17 protein-coding genes, 1 tRNA gene and 1 pseudogene are annotated in these 23,202 nt (G+C 39.3%); all 19 read left to right on the plus strand.

Features of this window, described 5'->3' with window-relative positions; genetic code table 11:
- A pseudogene (locus HT711_RS03475) lies at window positions 1-947 on the plus strand (hypothetical protein); the annotation flags it as partial.
- A 204-nt stretch (window positions 948-1,151) separates the two neighbouring features.
- Window positions 1,152-2,000: a DNA-processing protein DprA gene (dprA, locus tag HT711_RS03480; protein ID WP_173249741.1), complete on the plus strand. Its 849-nt coding sequence runs from the start codon at window positions 1,152-1,154 to the stop codon at window positions 1,998-2,000.
- Between the two features lie 698 nt (window positions 2,001-2,698).
- Window positions 2,699-3,742, plus strand: coding sequence for a TIGR00341 family protein (locus HT711_RS03485; protein WP_050083959.1), 1,044 nt, complete (start codon window positions 2,699-2,701; stop codon window positions 3,740-3,742).
- A 165-nt stretch (window positions 3,743-3,907) separates the two neighbouring features.
- On the plus strand, window positions 3,908-5,995 hold the full coding sequence (topA, locus tag HT711_RS03490; protein ID WP_173249742.1) for a type I DNA topoisomerase: 2,088 nt from the start codon (window positions 3,908-3,910) through the stop codon (window positions 5,993-5,995).
- Between the two features lie 98 nt (window positions 5,996-6,093).
- Window positions 6,094-6,240: a hypothetical protein gene (locus HT711_RS11085; protein ID WP_205403208.1), complete on the plus strand. Its 147-nt coding sequence runs from the start codon at window positions 6,094-6,096 to the stop codon at window positions 6,238-6,240.
- A gap of 12 nt (window positions 6,241-6,252) precedes the next feature.
- On the plus strand, window positions 6,253-6,612 hold the full coding sequence (locus HT711_RS03495; protein ID WP_050242780.1) for a YbaN family protein: 360 nt from the start codon (window positions 6,253-6,255) through the stop codon (window positions 6,610-6,612).
- An 89-nt stretch (window positions 6,613-6,701) separates the two neighbouring features.
- Window positions 6,702-7,334 (plus strand): copper homeostasis protein CutC, encoded by a 633-nt coding sequence (locus HT711_RS03500; RefSeq protein ID WP_173249743.1) that lies wholly within the window; start codon window positions 6,702-6,704, stop codon window positions 7,332-7,334.
- Between the two features lie 43 nt (window positions 7,335-7,377).
- Complete coding sequence (locus HT711_RS03505; RefSeq protein WP_173249744.1) at window positions 7,378-8,034, plus strand: MmcQ/YjbR family DNA-binding protein; 657 nt, start codon at window positions 7,378-7,380, stop codon at window positions 8,032-8,034.
- 314 nt (window positions 8,035-8,348) lie between these two features.
- Complete coding sequence (locus HT711_RS03510; RefSeq protein ID WP_173249745.1) at window positions 8,349-9,911, plus strand: 2-isopropylmalate synthase; 1,563 nt, start codon at window positions 8,349-8,351, stop codon at window positions 9,909-9,911.
- An 11-nt stretch (window positions 9,912-9,922) separates the two neighbouring features.
- Window positions 9,923-10,960 (plus strand): 3-isopropylmalate dehydrogenase, encoded by a 1,038-nt coding sequence (leuB, locus tag HT711_RS03515; RefSeq protein ID WP_173249746.1) that lies wholly within the window; start codon window positions 9,923-9,925, stop codon window positions 10,958-10,960.
- A complete protein-coding gene (locus HT711_RS03520; protein WP_173249747.1) occupies window positions 10,957-11,226 on the plus strand; it encodes a DUF1294 domain-containing protein in 270 nt (89 codons plus the stop codon). The genes leuB and HT711_RS03520 overlap by 4 nt, the downstream gene beginning before the upstream one ends.
- 3 nt (window positions 11,227-11,229) lie before the next feature.
- Entirely contained in the window at window positions 11,230-12,612 is a 1,383-nt protein-coding gene (leuC, locus tag HT711_RS03525) for a 3-isopropylmalate dehydratase large subunit (protein WP_173249748.1), read from the plus strand.
- Between the two features lie 9 nt (window positions 12,613-12,621).
- Window positions 12,622-13,215 (plus strand): 3-isopropylmalate dehydratase small subunit, encoded by a 594-nt coding sequence (gene leuD / locus HT711_RS03530; RefSeq protein ID WP_173249749.1) that lies wholly within the window; start codon window positions 12,622-12,624, stop codon window positions 13,213-13,215.
- A 27-nt stretch (window positions 13,216-13,242) separates the two neighbouring features.
- A complete protein-coding gene (locus tag HT711_RS03535; protein ID WP_173249750.1) occupies window positions 13,243-14,022 on the plus strand; it encodes a Sua5/YciO/YrdC/YwlC family protein in 780 nt (259 codons plus the stop codon).
- A gap of 156 nt (window positions 14,023-14,178) precedes the next feature.
- Window positions 14,179-15,891 (plus strand): AAA family ATPase, encoded by a 1,713-nt coding sequence (locus HT711_RS03540; protein WP_173235075.1) that lies wholly within the window; start codon window positions 14,179-14,181, stop codon window positions 15,889-15,891.
- Window positions 15,878-17,194: an McrC family protein gene (locus tag HT711_RS03545; RefSeq protein ID WP_173249767.1), complete on the plus strand. Its 1,317-nt coding sequence runs from the start codon at window positions 15,878-15,880 to the stop codon at window positions 17,192-17,194. The genes HT711_RS03540 and HT711_RS03545 overlap by 14 nt, the downstream gene beginning before the upstream one ends.
- A 174-nt stretch (window positions 17,195-17,368) precedes the next feature.
- Complete coding sequence (locus HT711_RS03550; protein ID WP_173217810.1) at window positions 17,369-18,355, plus strand: GMP reductase; 987 nt, start codon at window positions 17,369-17,371, stop codon at window positions 18,353-18,355.
- A gap of 66 nt (window positions 18,356-18,421) precedes the next feature.
- Window positions 18,422-18,493 (plus strand) — tRNA-Arg (locus tag HT711_RS03555).
- Between the two features lie 325 nt (window positions 18,494-18,818).
- On the plus strand, window positions 18,819-23,195 hold the full coding sequence (locus HT711_RS03560) for an LPXTG cell wall anchor domain-containing protein (protein ID WP_205403209.1): 4,377 nt from the start codon (window positions 18,819-18,821) through the stop codon (window positions 23,193-23,195).
- The last annotated feature ends 7 nt before the right edge of the window (window positions 23,196-23,202 follow it).

The raw sequence follows: 23,202 nt of genomic DNA on the forward strand, positions 1-23,202 counted from the left end.
CAACGATCACCAACGGTAAGACAGAAGACAGTAAACGAGTTTATGCGGAAGCTAAAGAGAAGGCAAACCAAGCGGTTACAAAAGCGAAGGAAGTTCAACGAGACGGCAGCGCTTCTGAATCAGATGTTAGTGCGGCAGAAAAAGCCTTAACTAAAGCCAAGACTGACCTTGAAAATGCCAAGACTGGCTTGAGAAATGTTGATAAGAGCGACAGTCAAACACCAACTTCTCCTTCGGATCCAGCTCAGTCTGGGGCAAGTCCTGTGAATCCGCCATCTGCTACAAGAAATCGAAGAACTCCTCCGCGCCGCGCTCGTAGAAGCGTTGGATTTGTAGGGAATTCCCAAACAGGTACAACTCCATCGGCTGTGGACAAGTCAGAACTTCAGTCTCTGGTAGAGGAGCTGGAGCGTCGTTTGAAAGAGTTAGCAGGTCTATCTCCTGAAGCATTTGAGGAAGCACAACGTATCTTAAGAGAGGCACAAGCAGCTCTTACTAATGACTCCTTAACAGCTCAAGAATTAGCAGAACTTCTTGCTAAAGTTAGACAGGCTCTCAATTCTCTACAAATTGGCACGTCAGCTGATAAGAGTCAGTCTGCGTCAAGCTCAAATAAAGAAGTAGAAAGCACCAAGGAAGCTAAAAATGCGACAGAAGTCCCTCTATATGGTGTCTTAGGAGCTGCAGTTCTTTCTCTTCTAGGAGCTCTACTCTTTGCAGTAGCTCGTAAAAAATCCTCTCAACTAGATAAGCTTTCAAGAGAATTGAATCAGCTTGTAGTTGAGCTAGAGGCTAGCGACAAGGATAAAAAAGTTCTAAACAAGGCTAAGAAATTAGCTGATGAAGCACGACTCTTTGTAGATAGCCATCAAAAAGATTCTCAAAAAGAAGCAGAACTAATTTCTGAAATCAAGACTGTTCTCAGTCAACTCAAAGAAGAAGTCTAGTTTTGAAGAAAACACTACTTTCAGGAACTGAGTGAGTAGCTTTGTAGCTATGATGAGGAAATAATAAAATCTCCAGATTAGGAACTGTCAATGAGTTCTCTAGTCTGGAGATTTTTCAATATACTTCGTTATTGGGCGCGGTTACGATGTTTTTTGATTTTTTTACGAATAAATAGATGACTAGAAAAAGAAATGGAGTTATTTATGAAAATCACAAACTATGAAATTTATAAGTTGAAAAAATCAGGTTTGACCAATCAACAGATTTTGACAGTCCTAGAATACGGTGAAAATGTTGATCAAGAACTGTTGTTAGGTGATATTGCAGATATATCAGGTTGCCGTAATCCAGCCGTTTTTATGGAACGTTATTTTCAGATAGATGATGCGCATTTGGAGAAGGAGTTTCAAAAATTTCCATCTTTCTCTATTTTAGATGACTGTTACCCTTGGGATTTGAGTGAAATATATGATGCGCCTGTACTTTTATTTTACAAGGGAAATCTTGACCTCTTGAAATTCCCGAAGGTAGCAGTCGTAGGTAGTCGTGCTTGTAGCAAACAGGGAGCTAAGTCAGTTGAAAAAGTCATTCAGGGATTGGAAAATGAACTGGTTATCGTCAGTGGCTTAGCCAAGGGCATTGACACAGCAGCTCATATGGCAGTTCTTCAGAATGGCGGAAAAACCATTGCAGTGATTGGAACAGGACTGGATGTGTTTTATCCTAAAGCCAATAAACGTTTGCAAGACTATATTGGTAATGACCATCTGGTTCTCAGTGAGTATGGACCAGGCGAACAACCTCTGAAATTTCATTTTCCTGCCCGTAATCGCATCATCGCTGGACTTTGTCGTGGCGTGATTGTAGCAGAGGCCAAGATGCGCTCAGGTAGTCTCATTACCTGTGAGAGAGCAATGGAAGAAGGGCGCGATGTTTTTGCTATTCCTGGTAGCATTTTAGATGGACTATCAGACGGTTGCCATCATTTGATTCAAGAAGGAGCAAAATTGGTCACCAGCGGGCAAGATGTGCTTGCGGAATTTGAATTTTAAAAATGACCTAAGCTAGAATTCTGAGAAAAAATCAATTTTTAATAAAAAATGAAGTAAATATCCCCACAATAAAACGCATAGTATCAAGTTTTCATCGCTTGATATTATGCGTTTTTTCTAAGTGAATAAGTAGAGTGGAGGACTTTTCCCAGAGGAAGGAAAGCAATTTAGTGTAATTGAGAAAGGAGAGTTGCTTGTGACTAATCTTGGTTGGCTTACTGTCAGGGGGGCTTATCATCTAAAATCTTGTCAGTAAGGAAAAATAAATTCTTCAAAAGTAGAGATTACAAGGCTTGTTTAAGAAAGAATTCAGAGACCTTGACAGATAAAAATAGAATGGTTATTATAAAAAATGGTCTGAAATTGATGATAATACTTTTCAAAAATCTTTTTATGTCAGTTCAGCTTTGCCTTGCTGTGTTTTGAGCAAGCTACGGTGAGCTTCCGAGTTTGATTTTCATTTACTAGAAATGAAGCTGATGAGAGATAGCAGTAGACATTTGCGTCAGGATGTGATGGAAAATGATAAAAAGATCTCGTGAGATTGGCATATTAGGCTACTAAAGCATTGAGTTTGTTAGGATTTTATACTCAATGAAAATCAAANNACATATATCTACGGCAAGGTGAAGCTGACGTGATTTGAAGAGATTTTCGAAGAGTATTAGTGACTAGTTAGCTAGGAAAGGAAGATATTTGTGACAAATAATAAACTGTATTCGTTGGTAGAATTTAGAAATAAAATATATGAAGAATTAGAACTTTCCAGAAGTGATTTAGCGATTTTGCTATGTGCCATGCTTATCGCCTCTATCGGATTAAATATGGATTCGACTCCCGTGATTATTGGAGCCATGTTAATCTCTCCTTTGATGACACCTATTCTGGGAGTGGGGCTCTCTCTAGCTATATTTGATTTTAAATTGTTAAGAAAATCTTTTAAAATCTTAGCTATCCAAATTCTTGCCAGTTTAATAGCTTCAACACTTTATTTTTATCTTTCTCCCATTTCATATGCTAGTTCGGAGATTGTTGCTAGAACCTCTCCGACTATTTGGGATGTTCTCATTGCTTTTGTAGGAGGGATAGCTGGTATTATTGGTGCTAGGAAAAAAGAGACCAATAATATTGTCCCTGGTGTCGCTATTGCAACCGCCTTGATGCCTCCTCTTTGTACGGTAGGTTATGCTATTGCTTCTGCTAATCTAAAATTTATCATAGGCTCCTCTTACCTATTCCTCATCAATTGTAGTTTTATTGTCATTGCGACTTATATAGGTGTCAGGTTGATGATGGTTAAGAAGCACTATTTTAGAGATAATGAAGAAGACTCTAAAATGCGCAGGATTTTGCTTCTAGTTGCTGTTTTGCTGATGATTCCGAGTTTCATCTCTGCAACGACTTTAGTGAGAGAAACGTTGAAAAAAGAGTCCCTTAATAAATTTATATCAGAGCAGTTTCAGGGGCATAATATTTTGAAAAAAACCTATTCTAAAAAGACTCATACTCTAAAGCTAACCATTTCAGGAAATTATTTGACAGAAGAAGAACTCGATATGATTTCAAGTAAGAGGGGGGACTATGGTTTAAGTGATGTTTCTGTTCAAGTTTCCCAATTGTCTGATTCAGAACAACTTAGCAAGGAAGAACTGGTAGAGTATTTCTTCCAGTATATTAAGGATAAGGAAGCAAAAGAAAAGGAAAAAGCCAATAAATTTGATACAGAGTCCGAGGAGCAATAATTTCTTGAGAATAGCTGGTTTTTTTCGTGAGTCTTCTATGTATCTCAAAGGAAGATTGTGGTCTTAAGTATAAACTTTTCTTCTATTATAGTAGCTAAGTCTTGACAGGGTTCAAAAAATGGTTTACACTTTATAAAGTTTATTACTTTGAAAAGGTGTGATACTGTGGCTACGGCAACAAAAAAGAAAAAATCAACAGTTAAAAAAAATCTAGTCATCGTGGAGTCGCCTGCTAAGGCCAAGACGATTGAAAAATATCTAGGCAGAAACTACAAGGTTTTAGCCAGTGTCGGGCATATCCGTGATTTGAAGAAATCCAGTATGTCCGTCGATATTGAAAATAATTATGAACCGCAATATATCAATATCCGAGGAAAAGGTCCTCTTATCAATGACTTGAAAAAAGAAGCCAAAAAAGCTAATAAAGTCTTTCTGGCGAGTGACCCGGACCGTGAAGGAGAAGCGATTTCTTGGCATTTGGCCCACATTCTCAACTTGGATGAAAATGATGCCAACCGTGTGGTCTTCAATGAAATCACCAAGGATGCGGTCAAAAATGCTTTTAAAGAACCTCGTAAGATTGATATGGACTTGGTCGATGCCCAACAGGCTCGTCGTGTCCTAGACCGTTTGGTAGGCTATTCGATTTCGCCTATTTTGTGGAAGAAGGTCAAGAAGGGCTTATCAGCAGGGCGCGTACAATCCATTGCCCTTAAACTCATCATTGATCGTGAGAATGAAATCAATGCCTTCCAGCCAGAAGAATACTGGACAATTGATGCTGTCTTTAAAAAGGGAACCAAGCAATTTCAGGCTTCCTTCTATGGAGTAGATGGCAAAAAGCTGAAACTAACTAGCAATGATGAGGTCAAGGAAGTCTTGTCTCGTCTGACTAGTAAAGACTTTTCAGTGGATCAGGTGGATAAGAAAGAGCGCAAACGCAACGCTCCATTACCCTATACCACTTCATCTATGCAGATGGATGCTGCCAATAAAATCAATTTCCGTACTCGAAAAACCATGATGGTTGCCCAACAGCTCTATGAAGGAATTAATATCGGTTCTGGTGTTCAAGGTTTGATTACCTATATGCGTACCGATTCGACTCGTATCAGTCCTGTAGCGCAAAATGAGGCAGCAAGCTTCATTACAGACCGTTTTGGTAGTAAGTATTCTAAGCATGGTAGCAAGGTCAAAAATGCTTCAGGAGCTCAGGATGCCCATGAGGCTATTCGTCCGTCTAGTGTCTTTAATACACCTGAAAGTATTGCTAAGTATTTGGACAAGGATCAGCTCAAACTTTATACTCTTATTTGGAATCGTTTTGTGGCTAGCCAGATGACAGCTGCTGTCTTTGATACCATGGCTGTTAAATTGTCTCAAAATGGGGTTCAATTTGCTGCCAATGGTAGTCAGGTTAAGTTTGATGGTTATCTTGCCATTTATAACGATTCTGACAAGAATAAGATGCTACCGGACATGGCTGTTGGAGATGTTGTCAAACAGGTCAATAGCAAACCAGAGCAACATTTCACCCAACCACCTGCTCGCTATTCTGAAGCGACCCTAATCAAGACTTTGGAGGAAAATGGGGTTGGCCGTCCGTCAACCTACGCACCAACCATTGAAACCATTCAGAAACGTTATTATGTTCGCCTTGCAGCCAAACGTTTTGAACCGACAGAGTTGGGAGAAATTGTTAACAAGCTCATCGTTGACTATTTCCCAGATATCGTGAATGTGACCTTCACAGCTGAAATGGAAGGCAAGCTGGATGATGTCGAAGTTGGAAAAGAGCAGTGGCAACGTGTCATTGATGCCTTTTACAAACCATTCTCTAAAGAGGTTGCCAAGGCTGAAGAAGAAATGGAAAAAATCCAGATCAAGGATGAACCAGCTGGATTTGACTGTGAAGTGTGTGGCAGTCCAATGGTTATTAAACTTGGTCGATTTGGTAAGTTCTACGCTTGTAGCAATTTCCCAGATTGCCGTCATACCCAAGCAATTGTGAAAGAGATTGGTGTTGAGTGTCCAAGCTGTCATCAGGGACAAATCATTGAGCGTAAAACCAAACGTAATCGCCTTTTCTATGGTTGCAATCGCTATCCAGAATGTGAATTTACCTCTTGGGATAAGCCTGTTGGTCGTGACTGTCCAAAATGTGGCAACTTCCTCATGGAGAAAAAAGTCCGTGGTGGTGGCAAGCAGATTGTTTGTAGCAAGGGTGACTACGAAGAAGAAAAGATTAAATAAGAAGAGAGTCCTGAAAGTGAATTTCAGGCTCTTTTTAGTTAGAACTTGACAAAATTCATCATTTTATGCGAAACTAGAAGAAGATTATTTTATACTCAATGAAAATTAAAGAGCAAACTAGGAAACTAACCGCAGGTTGCTCAAAGCACTGCTTTGAGGTTGTGGATAAAACTGACGAAGTCAGTAACCTTACCTACGTCAAGGCGATGTTGACGCGGTTTGAAGAGATTTTCGAAGAGTATTAACTAGGAGAAGTTATGCGTATTATCTATCTAATTATTGGTTTTTTATCACTAGCCTTGGCTATTGTTGGGGTCGTCTTACCCTTGTTGCCGACAACGCCTTTCCTTTTGTTGTCTATTGCTTGTTTCTCCAGAAGTTCCAAGCGCTTCGAAGATTGGCTTTATCATACCAAGCTCTATCAAACATATGTAGCTGATTTTCGCGAGACTAGGTCTATTGCGCGTGAACGCAAGAAAAAAATCATCGTATCTATCTACATCTTGATGGGAATTTCCATTTATTTTGCCCCTCTCTTACCAGTCAAAATCGGTCTGGGAGCTTTGACCATCTTTATCACCTATTATCTCTTCAAGGTCATTCCGGACAAAGAATAAAAATAGTAACTATTTTCCTTGATATAAATGAAAGCATATTCACAATAATATGATATAATAAATTTAAAGTAATCTTCAAGGAGAATCAAATGATTTACGAATTTTGTGCTGAAAATGTGACCTTGCTTGAAAAAGCGATGGAGGCTGGAGCTCGTCGAATCGAACTCTGTGACAATCTAGCAGTTGGTGGAACAACACCCAGCTATGGCGTGACCAAGGTAGCAGTTGAATTGGCAGCTAACTATGATACGACCATCATGACCATGATTCGTCCACGTGGTGTAGACTTTGTCTATAATGACCTAGAAATTGCTATTATGCTAGAAGACATTCGGTTGACTGCTCAGGCTGGAAGTCAAGGGGTTGTATTTGGGGTTTTAACTGCTGATAAGAAGTTGGATAAGAAAAATCTTGAGAAGTTAATAGCTGCATCAAAGGGAATGGAAATTGTCTTCCACATGGCCTTTGATGAATTGAGCGATGAAGATCAAGTGGAAGCTATTGACTGGCTTAGTCAAGCTGGAGTCACTCGTATCCTAACTCGTGCTGGTGTGTCTGGCGACTCCTTAGAAAAACGTTTTGCTCACTATCACAGAATTTTGGAGCACGCTAAAGGTAAAATTGAAATTCTACCAGGTGGGGGGATTGACTTGGACAACCGTCAAACCTTTATTGACCAGCTGGGCGTGACACAATTGCACGGAACCAAGATTGTCTTTTAAAAAATAGAAAGGAACTGCTAGCTTTGGGTAGCAGTTTTCACTTATGTTTGAAATTTTTAAATCCTATCAGTTTAATCAAGAAAAGGCTCGTGCCTATGGTTTTGTAGAAAGTAGTGGAGTCTGGATCTATAGTTGCCAAATTTTGCAGGGTGACTTTGTCATGACTGTGTCCATCACTGCTGATAATGTGAGCTTTCAAGTCTTTGATCAGGAAACAGGAGATCTCTATCCTCAAGTTCATATGGAAAGCATGAGAGGGTCTTTTGTCGGAAATGTCCGTGAGGCTTGTCTGGAGATTCTTTACCAGATTCGGAAGGCTTGTTTTGAGGTACAGGATTTTATCTGTCCTCAGACTAAGCGAATCATGGCTCAGGTTCAGGAAAAGTATGCTAACCAGTTGGAGTATCTGTGGGAGAAATCGCCTGATACGGCAGTGTTAAGACATGAAGGCAATCAAAAGTGGTATGCTGTTTTGATGAGAATCTCTTGGGATAAGCTGGAAAAGGGGAGAGAAGGATTAGTGGAAGCAGTCAACCTCAAACATGATCAAGTAGCTGACTTGCTTTTAAAAAAGGGCATTTATCCAGCCTTTCATATGAACAAACGCTACTGGATTAGTGTGGCTTTTGATGATACGTTTTCAGATGAAGAGGTGCTAGAATTGATAGAGAAAAGTTGGAGCTTAACCTCTAAAAAATGAAATATTTCAAGGGTTTTCAAGAACTTTCAATTAGCTAAATATTCTATACTGAAGAAATTTTCAGAAAATATTGGATTTTTTCTTGACAAGTAGTTTTGTCTATGCTAAAATACTAAACAAGATATCAAACGAAGGAGAAAGTCAAACATGAAAACAGCTAAGTTTAATCAATTTGCTTTGTTGTTGAGGTACTCGGGCTAGTGCAAAAAGCATTAGTCCTGTTTGGCTTACCAAGCGGGAGTGAATCAACATCTCGCTTGGACTTCTAAGCGAGATGTTTTTTTAAAAACCACATTTGGAAAAGGGGAAATCTTATGCGTAAAGTTGAATTTTTTGATACAAGTCTTCGTGATGGGGAACAAACACCTGGTGTTAACTTCTCAATAAAGGAAAAAGTTTCCATTGCAAGACAGCTGGAGAAATGGGGAATTTCTGTAATTGAAGCTGGTTTTCCGGCTGCTAGTCCAGATTCATTTATAGCCGTTCAAGAAATTGCTAAAGCCATGAAAAAAACAGCAGTGACAGGATTAGCTCGTTCTGTAAAATCTGATATTGATGCTTGTTATGAGGCACTTAAGGATGCCAAGTATCCACAGATTCATGTCTTTATCGCTACCAGTCCGATTCACCGCAAGTACAAGCTCAATAAGAGCAAGGAAGAGATTCTAGAAGCTATTAAGGAGCATGTCTCTTATGCACGTTCTAAGTTTGAAGTGGTCGAATTCTCTCCAGAGGATGCGACTAGAACAGAGTTGGATTTCCTATTACAAGTCGTTCAAACAGCGGTTGATGCTGGTGCGTCTTATATCAATATCCCTGACACGGTTGGATTCACCACGCCAGAAGAGTTTGCACGCATCTTTGATCACTTGACTGAAAATATTAAATCAGATCATAAAGTTGTCTTTGGTGTCCACTGTCATGATGATCTCGGTATGGCAACTGCAAATACTTTGACAGCAATTAAACACGGTGCTGGACGTGTCCAGGGAACTATTAATGGTATCGGTGAACGCGCAGGTAATGTTGCTCTTGAAGAAGTAGCTGTTGCTTTGAAGATTCGTGAAGATTTCTTCCAAGCAACTAGTGATATTGTTTTGGATGAAACAATGAATACGTCAGAAATGGTTTCTCGCTTCTCTGGTATTCCAGTTCCTAAAAACAAGGCTGTGGTTGGTGGCAATGCCTTTTCTCACGAGTCTGGTATTCACCAAGACGGAGTCCTTAAAAATCCTCTTACTTATGAGATTATCACCCCTGAATTGGTCGGTGTCAAGAGTAACAGCCTCCCACTTGGTAAATTGTCAGGTCGCCATGCCTTTGTTGAAAAACTAAGAGAACTGGCCCTAGATTTTACAGAAGAGGACATCAAACCACTCTTTGCTAAGTTCAAGGCGCTGGCAGATAAGAAACAAGAAATCACAGATGCAGATATTCGTGCGCTGGTCGCTGGAACTATGGTTGAAAATCCAGAAGGCTTCCATTTTGATGATTTACAACTGCAAACTCATGCTAATAATGATATCGAAGCGCTCGTAAGCCTAGCCAATATGGATGGTGAGAAAGTCGAATTTAATGCGACAGGGCAAGGTTCTGTTGAAGCAATCTTTAACGCTATCGACAAATTCTTTAATCAATCTGTCCGCTTGGTATCCTATACTATTGACGCGGTAACGGATGGAATTGATGCCCAGGCTCGGGTCTTGGTCACTGTTGAAAACAGAGATACAGAAACCATCTTTAACGCTGCAGGTCTTGATTTCGATGTGTTGAAGGCTTCTGCTATTGCCTATACCAATGCTAATACCTTTGTTCAAAAAGAGAATGCTGGTGAGATGGGGCGTAGCGTTTCCTACCGCGATATGCCTAGTGTGTAAAGGAGAATGCTATGACAAAGAAAATAGTAGCTCTAGCAGGGGACGGAATTGGTCCAGAAATCATGGAGGCTGGTTTAGATGTTCTGGAAGCTCTAGCTGAAAAAACAGGTTTTGACTATGAGATTGATAGACGACCCTTCGGAGGTACAGGTATTGATGCTGCAGGGCATCCCTTACCTGATGAAACCCTCAAGGCAAGTAGGGAATCAGATGCTATCCTCTTAGCGGCTATCGGTAGTCCTCAGTATGATGGGGCAGCGGTTCGCCCTGAACAAGGCTTACTGGCTCTCCGTAAGGAACTCAATCTTTACGCCAATATTCGCCCGGTAAAAATCTTTGATAGTCTCAAGCATTTGTCACCACTCAAACCAGAACGAATTGCTGGTGTAGACTTTGTAGTTGTGCGGGAGTTGACAGGCGGGATTTATTTTGGGGATCATATCCTTGAAGAGCGCAAAGCGCGTGATATTAACGACTATAGCTATGAGGAAGTAGAGCGGATTATTCGCAAGGCCTTTGAAATTGCAAGAAATCGCAGAAAAATCGTTACTAGTATCGATAAGCAAAATGTTCTAGCGACATCAAAACTCTGGCGGAAAGTAGCTGAGAAGGTATCACAGGATTTTCCAGATGTAACTTTGGAGCACCAGTTGGTGGACTCAGCTGCCATGCTCATGATTACCAATCCTGCTAAGTTTGATGTCATCGTGACAGAAAATCTTTTCGGAGATATTCTCTCTGATGAATCAAGCGTTCTATCTGGCACACTTGGAGTTATGCCATCAGCCAGTCATTCTGAAAATGGACCAAGTCTCTATGAACCTATTCACGGTTCAGCACCTGATATTGCTGGTCAAGGAATTGCCAATCCTATCTCCATGATTTTATCAGTGGCCATGATGTTGAGAGATAGTTTTGGACGTTATAAGGATGCGGAGTGTATCGAGCATGCTGTTGAGGCAAGTTTGGCAGCTGGTGTTTTAACAAGAGATATAGGTGGACAGGCTTCGACTAAGGAAATGACGGAAGCTATTATTGCAAGGTTATGAAGTTAGATGAAAAAATTACTCTTGCCCTCTTGATTTGGAATGTTATGGTTTTCGTGATTTATGGTATTGACAAATCCAAGGCAAGGAGAAGAGCTTGGCGCATCCCTGAGAAAATCTTACTTATTTTAGCCCTTTCTTGTGGTGGTTTTGGTGCTTGGTTAGCAGGAATCACTTTTCACCATAAGACTCGAAAATGGTACTTTAAAACAGTTTGGTTTCTTGGGATGGTGACTACACTAGTAGCCTTATATTTTATTTGGAGGTAATGGATGGCAGGAAAATCGATTTTTGATAAATTATGGGACCGTCATGTCATCACAGGAGAAGAGGGGCAACCCCAACTCATGTATGTGGACCAGCACTATATTCATGAAGTGACCAGCCCTCAAGCCTTTCAAGGTTTGCGAGATGCAGGTCGCAGATTGAGACGACCAGACTTGACATTTGGAACCTTTGACCACAATGTCCCGACGGTCAATATCTACGATATTCGAGATGTAATTTCCAAGGCTCAAATTGATAAGCTGGCTGAAAATGTTGAGGAGTTTGGGATTGAACATGCGGCCCACGGTTCTGAAAAGCAGGGGATTGTTCATATGGTTGGTCCAGAAACAGGAAGAACTCAACCAGGAAAATTCATTGTCTGTGGAGACAGTCATACAGCAACTCACGGGGCTTTCGGAGCAATCGCTTTTGGAATTGGGACTAGTGAGGTTGAGCATGTCTTCGCTACCCAGACCCTCTGGCAGGTCAAACCCAAGAAAATGCTGGTGGAATTTACAGGTGTTCCTCAAAAGGGAGTTTATTCCAAGGATTACATTTTAGCCTTGATTGCCAAGTACGGCGTTGCTTGCGGCGTTGGCTACGTGGTGGAATATCGTGGACAAGCGATTGATGCACTGAGCATGGAAGAGCGAATGACCATCTGCAATATGTCCATCGAGTTTGGATCTAAGATGGGAATCATGAATCCGGACCAAACCACCTATGATTATCTCAAGGGACGAGAATGTGTTCCAGCGGACTTTGAAGAGGCTGTGGCGGATTGGAAAACAATTGTCAGTGATGAGGATGCCGTTTATGATAAGGTTATCCAGATGGATGTCTCAGGATTGGCTCCCATGGTAACTTGGGGAACCAATCCCGCTATGGGGGTTGACTTTGACAGTAGCTTCCCAGAAATTAAAGATATGAATGATGAGCGAGCTTACAACTACATGGACTTAGAGCCAGGTCAAAAGCCAGCGGATATTGAACTAGGCTATATCTTTATCGGCTCATGTACTAATGCTCGTCTCAGTGACTTGCAGCTGGCTGCGAGATTTGTCAAAGGAAAGAAAATTGCTCCTAACTTAACAGCTATCGTAGTCCCAGGCTCTCGTCCTGTAAAACGAGCTGCTGAGAAGTTAGGCTTGGACAAGGTTTTCTTAGATGCTGGCTTTGAGTGGAGAGACCCAGGTTGCTCAATGTGCCTAGGGATGAATCCAGATAAGGTGCCTGATGGTGTTCACTGCGCCTCAACCAGCAATCGAAACTTTGAAGACAGACAAGGCTTTGGCGCTAAGACCCATCTCTGTAGTCCAGCTATGGCAGCTGCGGCAGCTATCGCAGGGCGCTTCGTAGATGTTCGACAAATGCCAGAAGCCCAGTAAGGAGAGGATATGGAGAAATTTACAGTTTATACGGGAACGACCGTTCCTCTCATGAATGATAACATCGACACTGACCAAATCCTACCCAAGCAGTTTCTCAAGTTAATTGATAAAAAAGGCTTTGGTAAGTACCTTATGTATGCTTGGCGTTATCTGGACGATAAGTATACTGAGGATCCAGACTTTGTCTTTAACAGACCTGAATATCGTAAAGCAACTATCCTCATCTCAGGGGATAACTTTGGGGCAGGTTCTTCGAGGGAACATGCAGCTTGGGCCCTAGCAGATTATGGTTTTAAGGTCGTGATTGCAGGATCTTTCGGTGATATTCATTACAATAACGAACTCAATAATGGCATGTTGCCAATTGTTCAGCCCAGAGAGGTTCGAGAAAAACTAGCCCAGCTACAACCGACTGACCAGATAACTGTGGATTTGGAACAACAAAAAATCATATCACCAGTTGGAGAATTCACTTTCGAAATTGATAGCGAATGGAAACACAAACTCTTAAATGGTTTGGATGATATTGGTATTACCTTGCAGTATGAAGACTTGATTGCTGCTTATGAAAAACAACGACCAGCCTACTGGCAGGATTAGAAGAAAAATAGAAAAGGAAATAGAACTATGACAAAACACATTCAATGGAAGGGAACACTTTCACAAGAGGGCTATGACATTTTAAAAGGTGAGGGTGGATGTATCGTTTGTCCTACAAAAGTTGGCTACATTATTATGACCAGTGATAAGGCAGGACTTGAACGCAAGTTTGAAGCTAAAAAACGTAACCGTAACAAACCAGGTGTGGTTCTCTGTGGTAGCATGGATGAGCTTCGCGCTTTAGCACAACTCAACCCAGAAATTGAAGCCTTTTACCAAAAACATTGGGATGAAGATATTCTTCTTGGTTGTATCCTTCCTTGGAAACCAGAAGCTTTTGAAAAACTCAAAGCATACGGGGATGGCCGTGAAGAACTCATGACGGACGTTCGTGGAACGAGCTGTTTTGTTATCAAATTTGGGAAAGCTGGTGAACAATTGGCTGCCAAACTTTGGGAAGAAGGAAAGATGGTCTACGCCTCATCTGCAAATCCATCTGGAAAAGGAAACCGTGGTAAGGTAGAAGGAATCGGAGAACGCATCGAAGGAGCAGTGGACCTTGTCATTGAAGCAGACGACTATGTGGCATCCATCCAACCAGACAAAACGATTGAAACGCGCTACGAGCAAGGCGTGATGGTCTCTATGGTCGATAAGGACGGAAAACTCATCCCAGAACAAGGAGGAGAACGTTCAACTTCACTAGCTCCAGTTGTAATCCGCAAAGGACTTGACATTGATAAAATCATGATGCACCTGTCAGATACCTTTAACTCATGGGACTACCGCCAGGGCGAGTATTATTAAGATAAAAAAGAAGTCTAGTGTTAAGAGGGAATACCCTACTCTACATTAGGCTTTTTCTTTAGAAATTCTTTTCTTTTTTTTATAGATATGATATGCTAGAGGTGAACTATATATTAATAGAACTTACTTGTAAAAGTTAATTAAAGGAGTATTCAAATGAACAGTGAACAAAATAACTATTTTTTTGTTGGTACAAAATTTGGTGATGATGATTATCTTGAATATTTTAGGAAAGAAGGAAAGTGGGAATTAGGATGGCATAACAACGAGGAAAATAAACAGTATCAAAAAATGTTAAAGTTGTTTAATAAAATTAAACCAGGTGACGTTTTATTTGCTAAATCCACATATGTCAAAAAGAAGAATTTACCTTTTGTAAAGAAAGATGATTCAAAGGTTTCTGTGATGAAAATTCGTGGAATGGCGACTGTTAAAGAGGTTTTAGATGATGGGCATACCATTATTGTTGATTGGAAAAAAGAGTATATAGAGAGGGAGTGGTTTTTCTTTACGGGGCAAGAAACAATATGGTTTCCATCAGATATTAAGTATCGAACTAAAGAGACTAACCAGTTAATAAAATTTGCTGCAAGTGATGAAATCATAATTCAAGACTATGACTATTTTTTGAATCATCCTAATTGGAAAAAGTATAAAAAATTAGAAAGTGAAACTATGTTAAGGAATGATTTTTTATTTAATTATAGTGGTATATTAAGAAAATCCAAAAACCTCATCCTCCGTGGTGCACCGGGGACGGGAAAAACTTATCTTGCTAAAGAAATTGCTAAAGAGTTAACGGAAGGCAACGAAGATCAAATCGGCTTTGTACAGTTTCATCCATCTTATGATTATACGGATTTTGTTGAGGGTTTAAGACCGGATTCAAATGAGGATGGCAGTATATTTTTTAAATTAAAAGAAGGTATTTTTAAGAAGTTTTGTCAGAATGCTATAGATTCTAAGAAGATTGGAGGTCAAGATAATTTTGAAGAAACGTGGGCTAAGCTAACGGATGCTATCAATGAAAAGCAAGGACAATACTTCTTCCCTCGTAGTTCGGTTCCAGCCAGTTTAAATAGTCAAGGGAATGTGAAGTTTGATTCTCCTGTTGCTACCAAAGAAAAAGTGTATCTTTTGTACAAGGGTGAGGAGACTAAGTTAAAGTACGAAACTTATCAAAAAATCGTTTTAGATCACATGAAAGAAAGTTATGGCTTATGTGATTATGTTTCTCCAACAGAGGTTGACACTGACAAAAAATTCGTCTTCATCATCGATGAAATTAACCGTGGGGAGATTTCTAAGATTTTTGGGGAACTCTTTTTCTCTATCGACCCTGGTTATCGTGGTGAAAAGGGGAGTGTTTCTACTCAGTATGCTAATTTACATGAGACTGATGAGAAATTTTATATCCCTGAGAATGTCTACATCATCGGAACCATGAATGATATTGACCGTTCAGTGGACACCTTTGATTTTGCTATGCGTCGTCGTTTCCGTTTTATTGAAGTTACTGCTGAAAGCCAATTAGGTATGCTCGATACTGCTCTTGGTGATAAAGCTGAAGAAGCGAAAAAACGTTTAAGAAACTTGAATGTTGCTATCGAAAACGTTCAGGAATTAAATAGTCATTATCATATCGGACCAAGTTATTTCCTTAAGTTGCATGATGTAGACTTTGACTATGAATTACTCTGGTCTGATTATCTCAAACCACTTTTGGAAGATTATCTACGTGGTTCCTATGAGGAAGTTGAAAAACTAAAAATATTGAAAAAAGCGTTTGATTTAAAAGAAAATGAGCAAACTATTCAGAAACATACAGGTGACGAAGAAAGCGATGAAAATAAAGATGAGGATAACTGATAATCATCATGAAATTGCTAAAGAAGACTTTGTCGCAGAATATCCCAAACTAAGTCAAGCACTTCTTGATAGAACACTGGATAACCTTTCTAAAGAGGACAATATCTTTATTTTTCCAAATGACCTACAATATCCTCCAGATTTGGATAAGAAACAAAAGATTTTGGAAACGGTCAATCAGGAAATCAAGACAGGAAATGTGATTGGTTTTCTGGGCTATGGTCAGGAGAGATTAACAATCTCCTCTCGTTTTTCGATTAAAGGTAATGACCATTTTTGGCATTATCTTTTACAAAAGGTTCTTCATATCAATCTCACTAGTTTAGATGTAGCTTTGTCACGTGAAGATAAGCTCTATCAACTTTTGATGTATCTCTTCCCCAAGTATCTACAAGCTGCTATTCGAAAAGGTCTTTATAAGGAATACCATCGATTTTCTCATAACGACAGTAATGTTAAGGGAGTGATTGATGTAAGAAAGCATCTCAAGAAAAACCTTCCTTTCACGGGAAATATTGCCTACACAACGAGAGAGTTCACCTATGATAATCCCCTCATGCAGTTGGTCCGTCACACTATTGAATACATTAAGAACCAGAAAAGCATTGGTCAAGGGGTACTAGATAATCTCTCAACTAGTCGTGAAAACGTAGCTGAAATCGTGCGTGTAACGCCTTCTTATAAACTAGCTGATCGTGCTAAGATTATTCGGGTAAATCAATCTAAACCTATACGTCATGCATACTTTCACGAGTACAGAAAGTTACAAGAACTTTGTCTGATGATCCTAAACCAAGAAAAGCACGGTTTGGGGTATCAAGATCAAAAAATTCATGGTATTCTTTTTGATGTTGCCTGGCTTTGGGAAGAGTATGTTCATACTTTGTTGCCAAAAGATTTCATCCATCCACGAAATAAAGATAAGACGGACGGAATTTCAGTATTTTCTAGTCGAGAACGAAAAGTTTATCCAGATTTTTATCATCAAGAGTTAAAAATCGTTTTAGATGCTAAGTATAAAAAACTGGAATTGACTGAAAAAGGAATAAACCGTGAGGACTTGTTCCAACTGATTTCCTATTCTTATATTTTAAAAGCTGAGAAGGCTGGTCTTGTTTTTCCGAGCGAGGACAAGGTTGTTGATAATGAGATAGGAAAGCTAGCAGGTTATGGAGCTTTGTTGAAGAAATGGTCTATCCAAATTCCTCAGAAGTCTTCATCCTATAGTGAATTTTGTGAAATGATGGAAAACTCCGAAGAAACTTTTAAAAGTAATATTACTAAAAAAGTGGGGAGAAAATAATTTCCCCTCTTTCTTTTATTTTTAACATAACTAAAACCCGAACGATATGTTTTTATTTATAAAAATATTTGACAAAAACTGTACTTTGGTTTATAATTAATTAAGGAAACGTCGGAAAAGGCGTAGTGATGCGAGAGCATAGGTAGGTCATTACAAAAGAAACGAGACATCGATATGTTAAATGAATTTCCAATTTTTGATTACGAAGATATTCAATTGATTCCAAATAAATGTGTGATTAAAAGCCGAGCAGAAGCGGATACAAGTGTCACTTTAGGAAATCACACCTTTAAACTACCTGTTGTGCCAGCTAATATGCAGACGATTTTGGATGAAAGTGTAGCAGAGCAATTGGCTAAAGGTGGGTACTTCTACATTATGCACCGTTTTGATGAGGCAGGACGTATTCCTTTTATTAAGCGCATGCATGAGCAAGGGCTCATTGCTTCTATCTCTGTCGGTGTTAAGGATTATGAGTATGATTTTGTCAGACAGCTCAAGGCTGATGCTCCTGAGTACATCACGATTGATATTGCCCATGGTCATGCGGATAGCGTGATTTCTATGATTCAACACATCAAGAAAGAATTGCCAGATACTTTTGTTATTGCTGGGAATGTGGGAACACCAGAAGCTGTGCGTGAATTGGAAAATGCTGGTGCGGATGCTACTAAGGTCGGAATTGGTCCTGGTAAGGTTTGTATCACCAAGGTTAAGACTGGTTTTGGTACAGGTGGTTGGCAGTTGGCTGCTCTACGCTGGTGTGCTAAGGCTGCACGTAAACCGATTATTGCTGATGGCGGAATTCGTACTCACGGCGATATTGCCAAGTCTATCCGATTCGGTGCCAGCATGGTTATGATTGGTTCCCTCTTTGCAGGACATATTGAAAGTCCAGGGAAAACGATTGAAGTCGATGGTGAACAGTTCAAAGAATATTATGGTTCAGCCTCACAATATCAAAAAGGTGCTTACAAAAATGTGGAAGGCAAACGCATCTTGCTTCCTGCCAAAGGTCATCTGCAAGACACTTTAACTGAGATGGAACAAGACCTTCAAAGTGCTATTTCATATGCAGGTGGACGTCAGGTTGCTGACCTTAAACACGTTGATTATGTTATCGTGAAAAACTCCATCTGGAATGGGGATGCTTCCCACTAAAACGGCCTATCTCACTAGAAAAAAACTTGTTATTAGAGCAAATTTCTGTTATAATAAAACAAGTTTCCACCCTTAGTGTAATGGATATCACGTAAGATTCCGGTTCTTGAGATGGGGGTTCGATTCCCTCAGGGTGGATGTAAATAGCTCAGGAGTCTGAGTACAAATAGAACAAATCATAAAACACATCATATCATGTCTAGTAAAAACCTTGATATGATGTGTTTTATTTTTTTATAATGCACAGATTTTCTAAATTCTTAACAATGCGATAAATGATTTAACAATCCTCTTTCTGATATTAGAAGTTAGTGGAAGTAATATACAGAAGAGATAAAATATTTTGTACGTCAAAGTTGTCTAATTATGAACAAAATGATATACTAAAATCAACAATTTAGATTTCTTTCTCAATAAGTTACTAGGTTGATATATATATATATATATATGGAGGCTTGATATTTTGTCAAATAAAAAGGAAATTTTTTCCATTCGTAAATTAAAAAATGGTCGTTCAGACTCAGTAAAAATAGGTACTCTCGGACTCATTATGGGTGCTGCTATCGCTTTGTCTGTCAACACTCAGTCTGTAGAAGCTGCTATTATAGATAACGGAGATGGAACTACTACTATATCAAATAGTAAGGGTTCTATCACAGTAGATACAGCACATGTGAAATTTGAGAATACTGATTATGAGTATGATTATCCTTCAAAAGATTTTGATCCTAATCCAAAACCGAATGAAACAGGTATAGATAACATTACTAAAATAGGTAAGGTAGACTACAAATATGTATCAACTGATGGGACTGTTTTAGAAGAAGATAAAAATCAAGATGCAGGCTTTGAAAAACAAATTTCGGTAGATTATGAAGTATACGGACCATATGGAAAAGTCTTCAAATCATTAACAGGTAACGAAATTACCGATACTGATTTAACCAAGGCAAAAGAGCACGGTGCCGCAGGAAAAGATACTATTGAAAAAAATAATACTACCTATCATAAGATCGGGGATCCAGCTGTAGAAATTACAGGTGATGGAGGAGGGGTATACTCTGACTCTACTCTTGGAAATGTGACTGCAAAACTAACTTCTGAAGGTCTTGTTCAAAATGATGGGAAAATTAACCACAGTGGAGTTAAACCAGGAGGTCGTAGCTGGATTGTCGAAGAAACTGGCAAGGGGACTTACGGTAAATATGTATTAGCCGATACACCAGCCACTACATCTGATAAATGGCTAGAAGATACATTCAAGGCGGGAGAAGCCACAGCAAAAGATTATACTTCTACGAATATCGCTACAGATGGTGGTGTCAAGGAAGGTGATTATGTTTTCGTATTAGAAAAAAATACCTTTGTAACAGGTGAACGTAACAAACTGGGTTTTACCTATGTCGTGAATTTTCCTACAGCAAATAATATATCTACTCTTCATGAATTTTATGAGGCAATCAATGCTCACAAAGACAATCCCGATGACCTTAGTCATGAAGGAACTAGAACTTTTTTAAAAGGGTATTTAGCTTACATCAAAGAAAAAGGTTTGCAAAATACAGAAGGGAATATGAAAAGATACCTTGCGTTTTCATATCTCGGTCAACCTGGAGTCGAAGACTCAGACAAGGAAGATATCCTGGATTCCGAAAAGAGACCAGCTACTGCTACAATATTTGATCCCGATAAAGACATCATAGTTGGTAATGAATCTGGAGGTGACGAAGAAGATGGGTATGGACTCTACTTCAATCTAACCGTTAATGGCCCTGCTACTGAGAAGTATAACTATCGTACAGCCTATACACCCCTTCGTGCTTATCGTTTAGGTAGTGGTCATACTACTATCACCTACACCTATAGTCCTGAAGTAACGAGTAGATCTGAAAAGAAAGGCTCGGTTACCGTACATTATCAAACAGAAGATGGAACAACTCTTAAATCTTCATATAATGATACTGTTGATGCTGTAGTAGAAGTTGAAACAAAAACTTACTATCTTGATGCGAATAATCAAGAAGTAGTTGTCAGCACAAACAAAACTGCAGAGAACGTTCAATACAATACAAAAGAAAGCGATGCAGAAAAACCTCAAAGATTAGAAGCAAATGGTTCTGTTTATTATATAAAAGAGAGTGGAACAAAAACTACAGTAAATGGTGTAGCTACAACTTCAGCAATAGAAGAAGGAACTGTTGTAGAAGGAACAACAGAGGTCACTTATGTCTATGAAAAAGCAGGTTCAGTCATCGTTAACTACAAAACAGAAGATGGAACTCCACTTACAGGTACAGTAGTAGACGAAGATGGAGCTGGTAAAACTGTAGTTTCAGGTACGAAAGATGTTGATAATGGTAAACCAGGAGATCCGTACAACACTGCAGATAACGGAATGAAACCAACCCGTGTTAAAACTGCAGAAGGGAAAGTATACAAATTGGTTGAAGGTTCAACTGAAGGTGAAGAAACAGGTACAGTAGTAGCTGGAGAAACGAAAGAAGTAACATACGTTTATAAAGAAGTTACTGGCGACGTAGTCGTTCACTATGTTGACACAGAAGGTCACACAATCGCGGCTGATAAAGATGATCTTAAAGGTGCTTCTCTAAACGCTAAATACGACACAACTGACAACAAACCAGAAAAAATCACTGGAGAAGACGGAACTGTTTACTACATTACAAAAGCTGGTCTTAAAGACGGTTCTAAACCAGAAACTGGAGATATTGTTGAAGGTACAACAGAAGTCACTTATGTTTACGAAAAAGCTGGATCAGTCATCGTTAACTACGTTGATACAGAAGGCACTCCACTCCAAGGAACTAACGAAAATCAACAACCAGTGACTCAAACGGTTACGGATACTGATAATGCCAAAGCCGGTTCAGACTATGATACACAAGATCATAAACCAGCAAGCATTACTACAGCAGATGGTAAAGTTTATAAACTGGTTCCTCAACGTACGACAGGAAATGAAACAGGCAAGGTTGTTGCAGGGCAAACTCTTGAAGTAACTTATGTATATCAAGAAGCTAAAGGGAATGTAGTTGTTAAGTATGAAGATACTGAGGGTAATGTAATCGCTGCTGACGAACAAGATGAAACAGATGCTTCTCTAAACGTTAAATACGATACAGCTGACCACAAAAAAGATGAAATCACTAAAGATGGTGTTAAATATTACCTAACAGCTAAAGAATTGAAAGACGGTTCTAAACCAGCTACTGGAGACGTAGTAGAAGGAACAACTACAGTAACTTACGTTTACGAAAAAGCTGGATCAGTAATAGTTCATTATACAGATCAAGAAGGTAATCCAATATCAGGAACAGATCCAGAAGGAAATAATGTCCCTGAAACTAATAATGATACAACAGATGGCAGACCAGGAACTGACTATAACACTGCAGATAACGGAATGAAACCAGACCGTATTAAAACTGCAGAAGGAAAAGTATACGAACTAGTGCCTGATTCTACAATCGGAAATGAAACTGGTAAAGTAGTAGCCGGAGATACTGTAGAAGTAACATACGTTTATAAAGAAGTTAAAGGTAATGTTGTTGTTAAGTATGAAGATACTGAAGGTAACGTAATCGCTGAAAACGAAAAAGACGAAACAGATGCTTCTCTAAACGTTAAATACGATACAACTGACCACAAAAAAGCCGAAATCACTAAAGATGGTGTTAAATACTACCTAACAGCTAAAGCACTTAAAGACGGTTCTAAAGAAACTGGAGATGTTGTTGAAGGTACAACAGAAGTAACTTACGTTTACGAAAAAGCTGGATCAGTTCTTGTTCATTACGTTGATACAGAAGGCAATCCACTCCAAGGAACCAATGAAAATCAACAACCAGTGACTCAAACGGTTACGGATACTGATAGTGCCAAAGCAGGTTCAGACTATGATACACAAGATCATAAACCAACAAGTATTACTACAGCAGAAGGTAAAGTTTATAAACTGGTTCCTCAAAGTACTAGAGGAAATGAAACAGGCAAGGTTGTCGCAGGGCAAACTCTTGAAGTAACTTATGTATATCAAGAAGCTAAAGGAAATGTCATCGTTAAATTCCAAGATACAGAAGGCAATCCTATTGCGGATGATGAAAATGATGAAACAAACGCTTCTCTTAATACAAACTACAACACGTCAGAACATAAGAAAGCGACTATCGTAAAAGATGGTATCACTTACTATCTAACTGATAAAGCCCTAAAAGACGGCTCTAAACCAGAAGAAGGACCTGTTGTAGAAGGAACTACAGAAGTCACTTATGTTTATGAAAAAGCTGGATCAGTAATAGTTCATTACGTTGATACAGAAGGCAATCCACTCCAAGGAACCAATGAAAATCAACAACCAGTAACTCAAACAGTTACGGATACTGATAATGCCAAAGCCGGTTCAGACTACGATACACAAGATCATAAACCAACAAGTATTACTACAGCAGAAGGTAAAGTTTATAAACTGGTTCCTCAAAGTACTAGAGGAAATGAAACAGGCAAGGTTGTTGCAGGGCAAACTCTTGAAGTAACTTATGTATACATTCTGGAAAACGCCGTACCAGAGCCTAAGTCAGAGCCTAAACCAGAGCCTAAGCCGGAACCTAAGCCAGAGCCTAAGCCGGAACCTAAACCAGAACCTAATCCAGAGCCTAATCCAGAAAAATCAAATAGTATCCAGCCGGAATCAAAGAAATCAGAAGAAAAACTACCGAATACTGGTACAGAAAAAAATACGAACGTATCAACTATGGGATTACTAGCTATGGTAACAGGATTGGCATTAGGGTTATTTAAGAAAAAAGAAGAATCAGAATAACTCAATC

The organism is Streptococcus sp. 1032, assembly GCF_013277015.1.
Taxonomy (GTDB): domain Bacteria; phylum Bacillota; class Bacilli; order Lactobacillales; family Streptococcaceae; genus Streptococcus.

Excerpts from the sequence above, each read along its gene's own strand:
- HT711_RS03540 (WP_173235075.1), top strand. The coding sequence starts at position 14,179 with ATGAACAGTGAACAAAATAACTATTTTTTTGTTGGTACAAAATTTGGT.
- HT711_RS03550 (WP_173217810.1), top strand. The coding sequence starts at position 17,369 with ATGTTAAATGAATTTCCAATTTTTGATTACGAAGATATTCAATTGATT.
- dprA (WP_173249741.1), top strand. The coding sequence starts at position 1,152 with ATGAAAATCACAAACTATGAAATTTATAAGTTGAAAAAATCAGGTTTG.
- HT711_RS03535 (WP_173249750.1), top strand. The coding sequence starts at position 13,243 with ATGACAAAACACATTCAATGGAAGGGAACACTTTCACAAGAGGGCTAT.
- leuD (WP_173249749.1), top strand. The coding sequence starts at position 12,622 with ATGGAGAAATTTACAGTTTATACGGGAACGACCGTTCCTCTCATGAAT.
- HT711_RS03520 (WP_173249747.1), top strand. The coding sequence starts at position 10,957 with ATGAAGTTAGATGAAAAAATTACTCTTGCCCTCTTGATTTGGAATGTT.
- leuC (WP_173249748.1), top strand. The coding sequence starts at position 11,230 with ATGGCAGGAAAATCGATTTTTGATAAATTATGGGACCGTCATGTCATC.
- leuB (WP_173249746.1), top strand. The coding sequence starts at position 9,923 with ATGACAAAGAAAATAGTAGCTCTAGCAGGGGACGGAATTGGTCCAGAA.
- HT711_RS03510 (WP_173249745.1), top strand. The coding sequence starts at position 8,349 with ATGCGTAAAGTTGAATTTTTTGATACAAGTCTTCGTGATGGGGAACAA.
- HT711_RS03545 (WP_173249767.1), top strand. The coding sequence starts at position 15,878 with ATGAGGATAACTGATAATCATCATGAAATTGCTAAAGAAGACTTTGTC.
- HT711_RS03500 (WP_173249743.1), top strand. The coding sequence starts at position 6,702 with ATGATTTACGAATTTTGTGCTGAAAATGTGACCTTGCTTGAAAAAGCG.
- HT711_RS03495 (WP_050242780.1), top strand. The coding sequence starts at position 6,253 with ATGCGTATTATCTATCTAATTATTGGTTTTTTATCACTAGCCTTGGCT.
- HT711_RS11085 (WP_205403208.1), top strand. The coding sequence starts at position 6,094 with ATGAAAATTAAAGAGCAAACTAGGAAACTAACCGCAGGTTGCTCAAAG.
- HT711_RS03505 (WP_173249744.1), top strand. The coding sequence starts at position 7,378 with ATGTTTGAAATTTTTAAATCCTATCAGTTTAATCAAGAAAAGGCTCGT.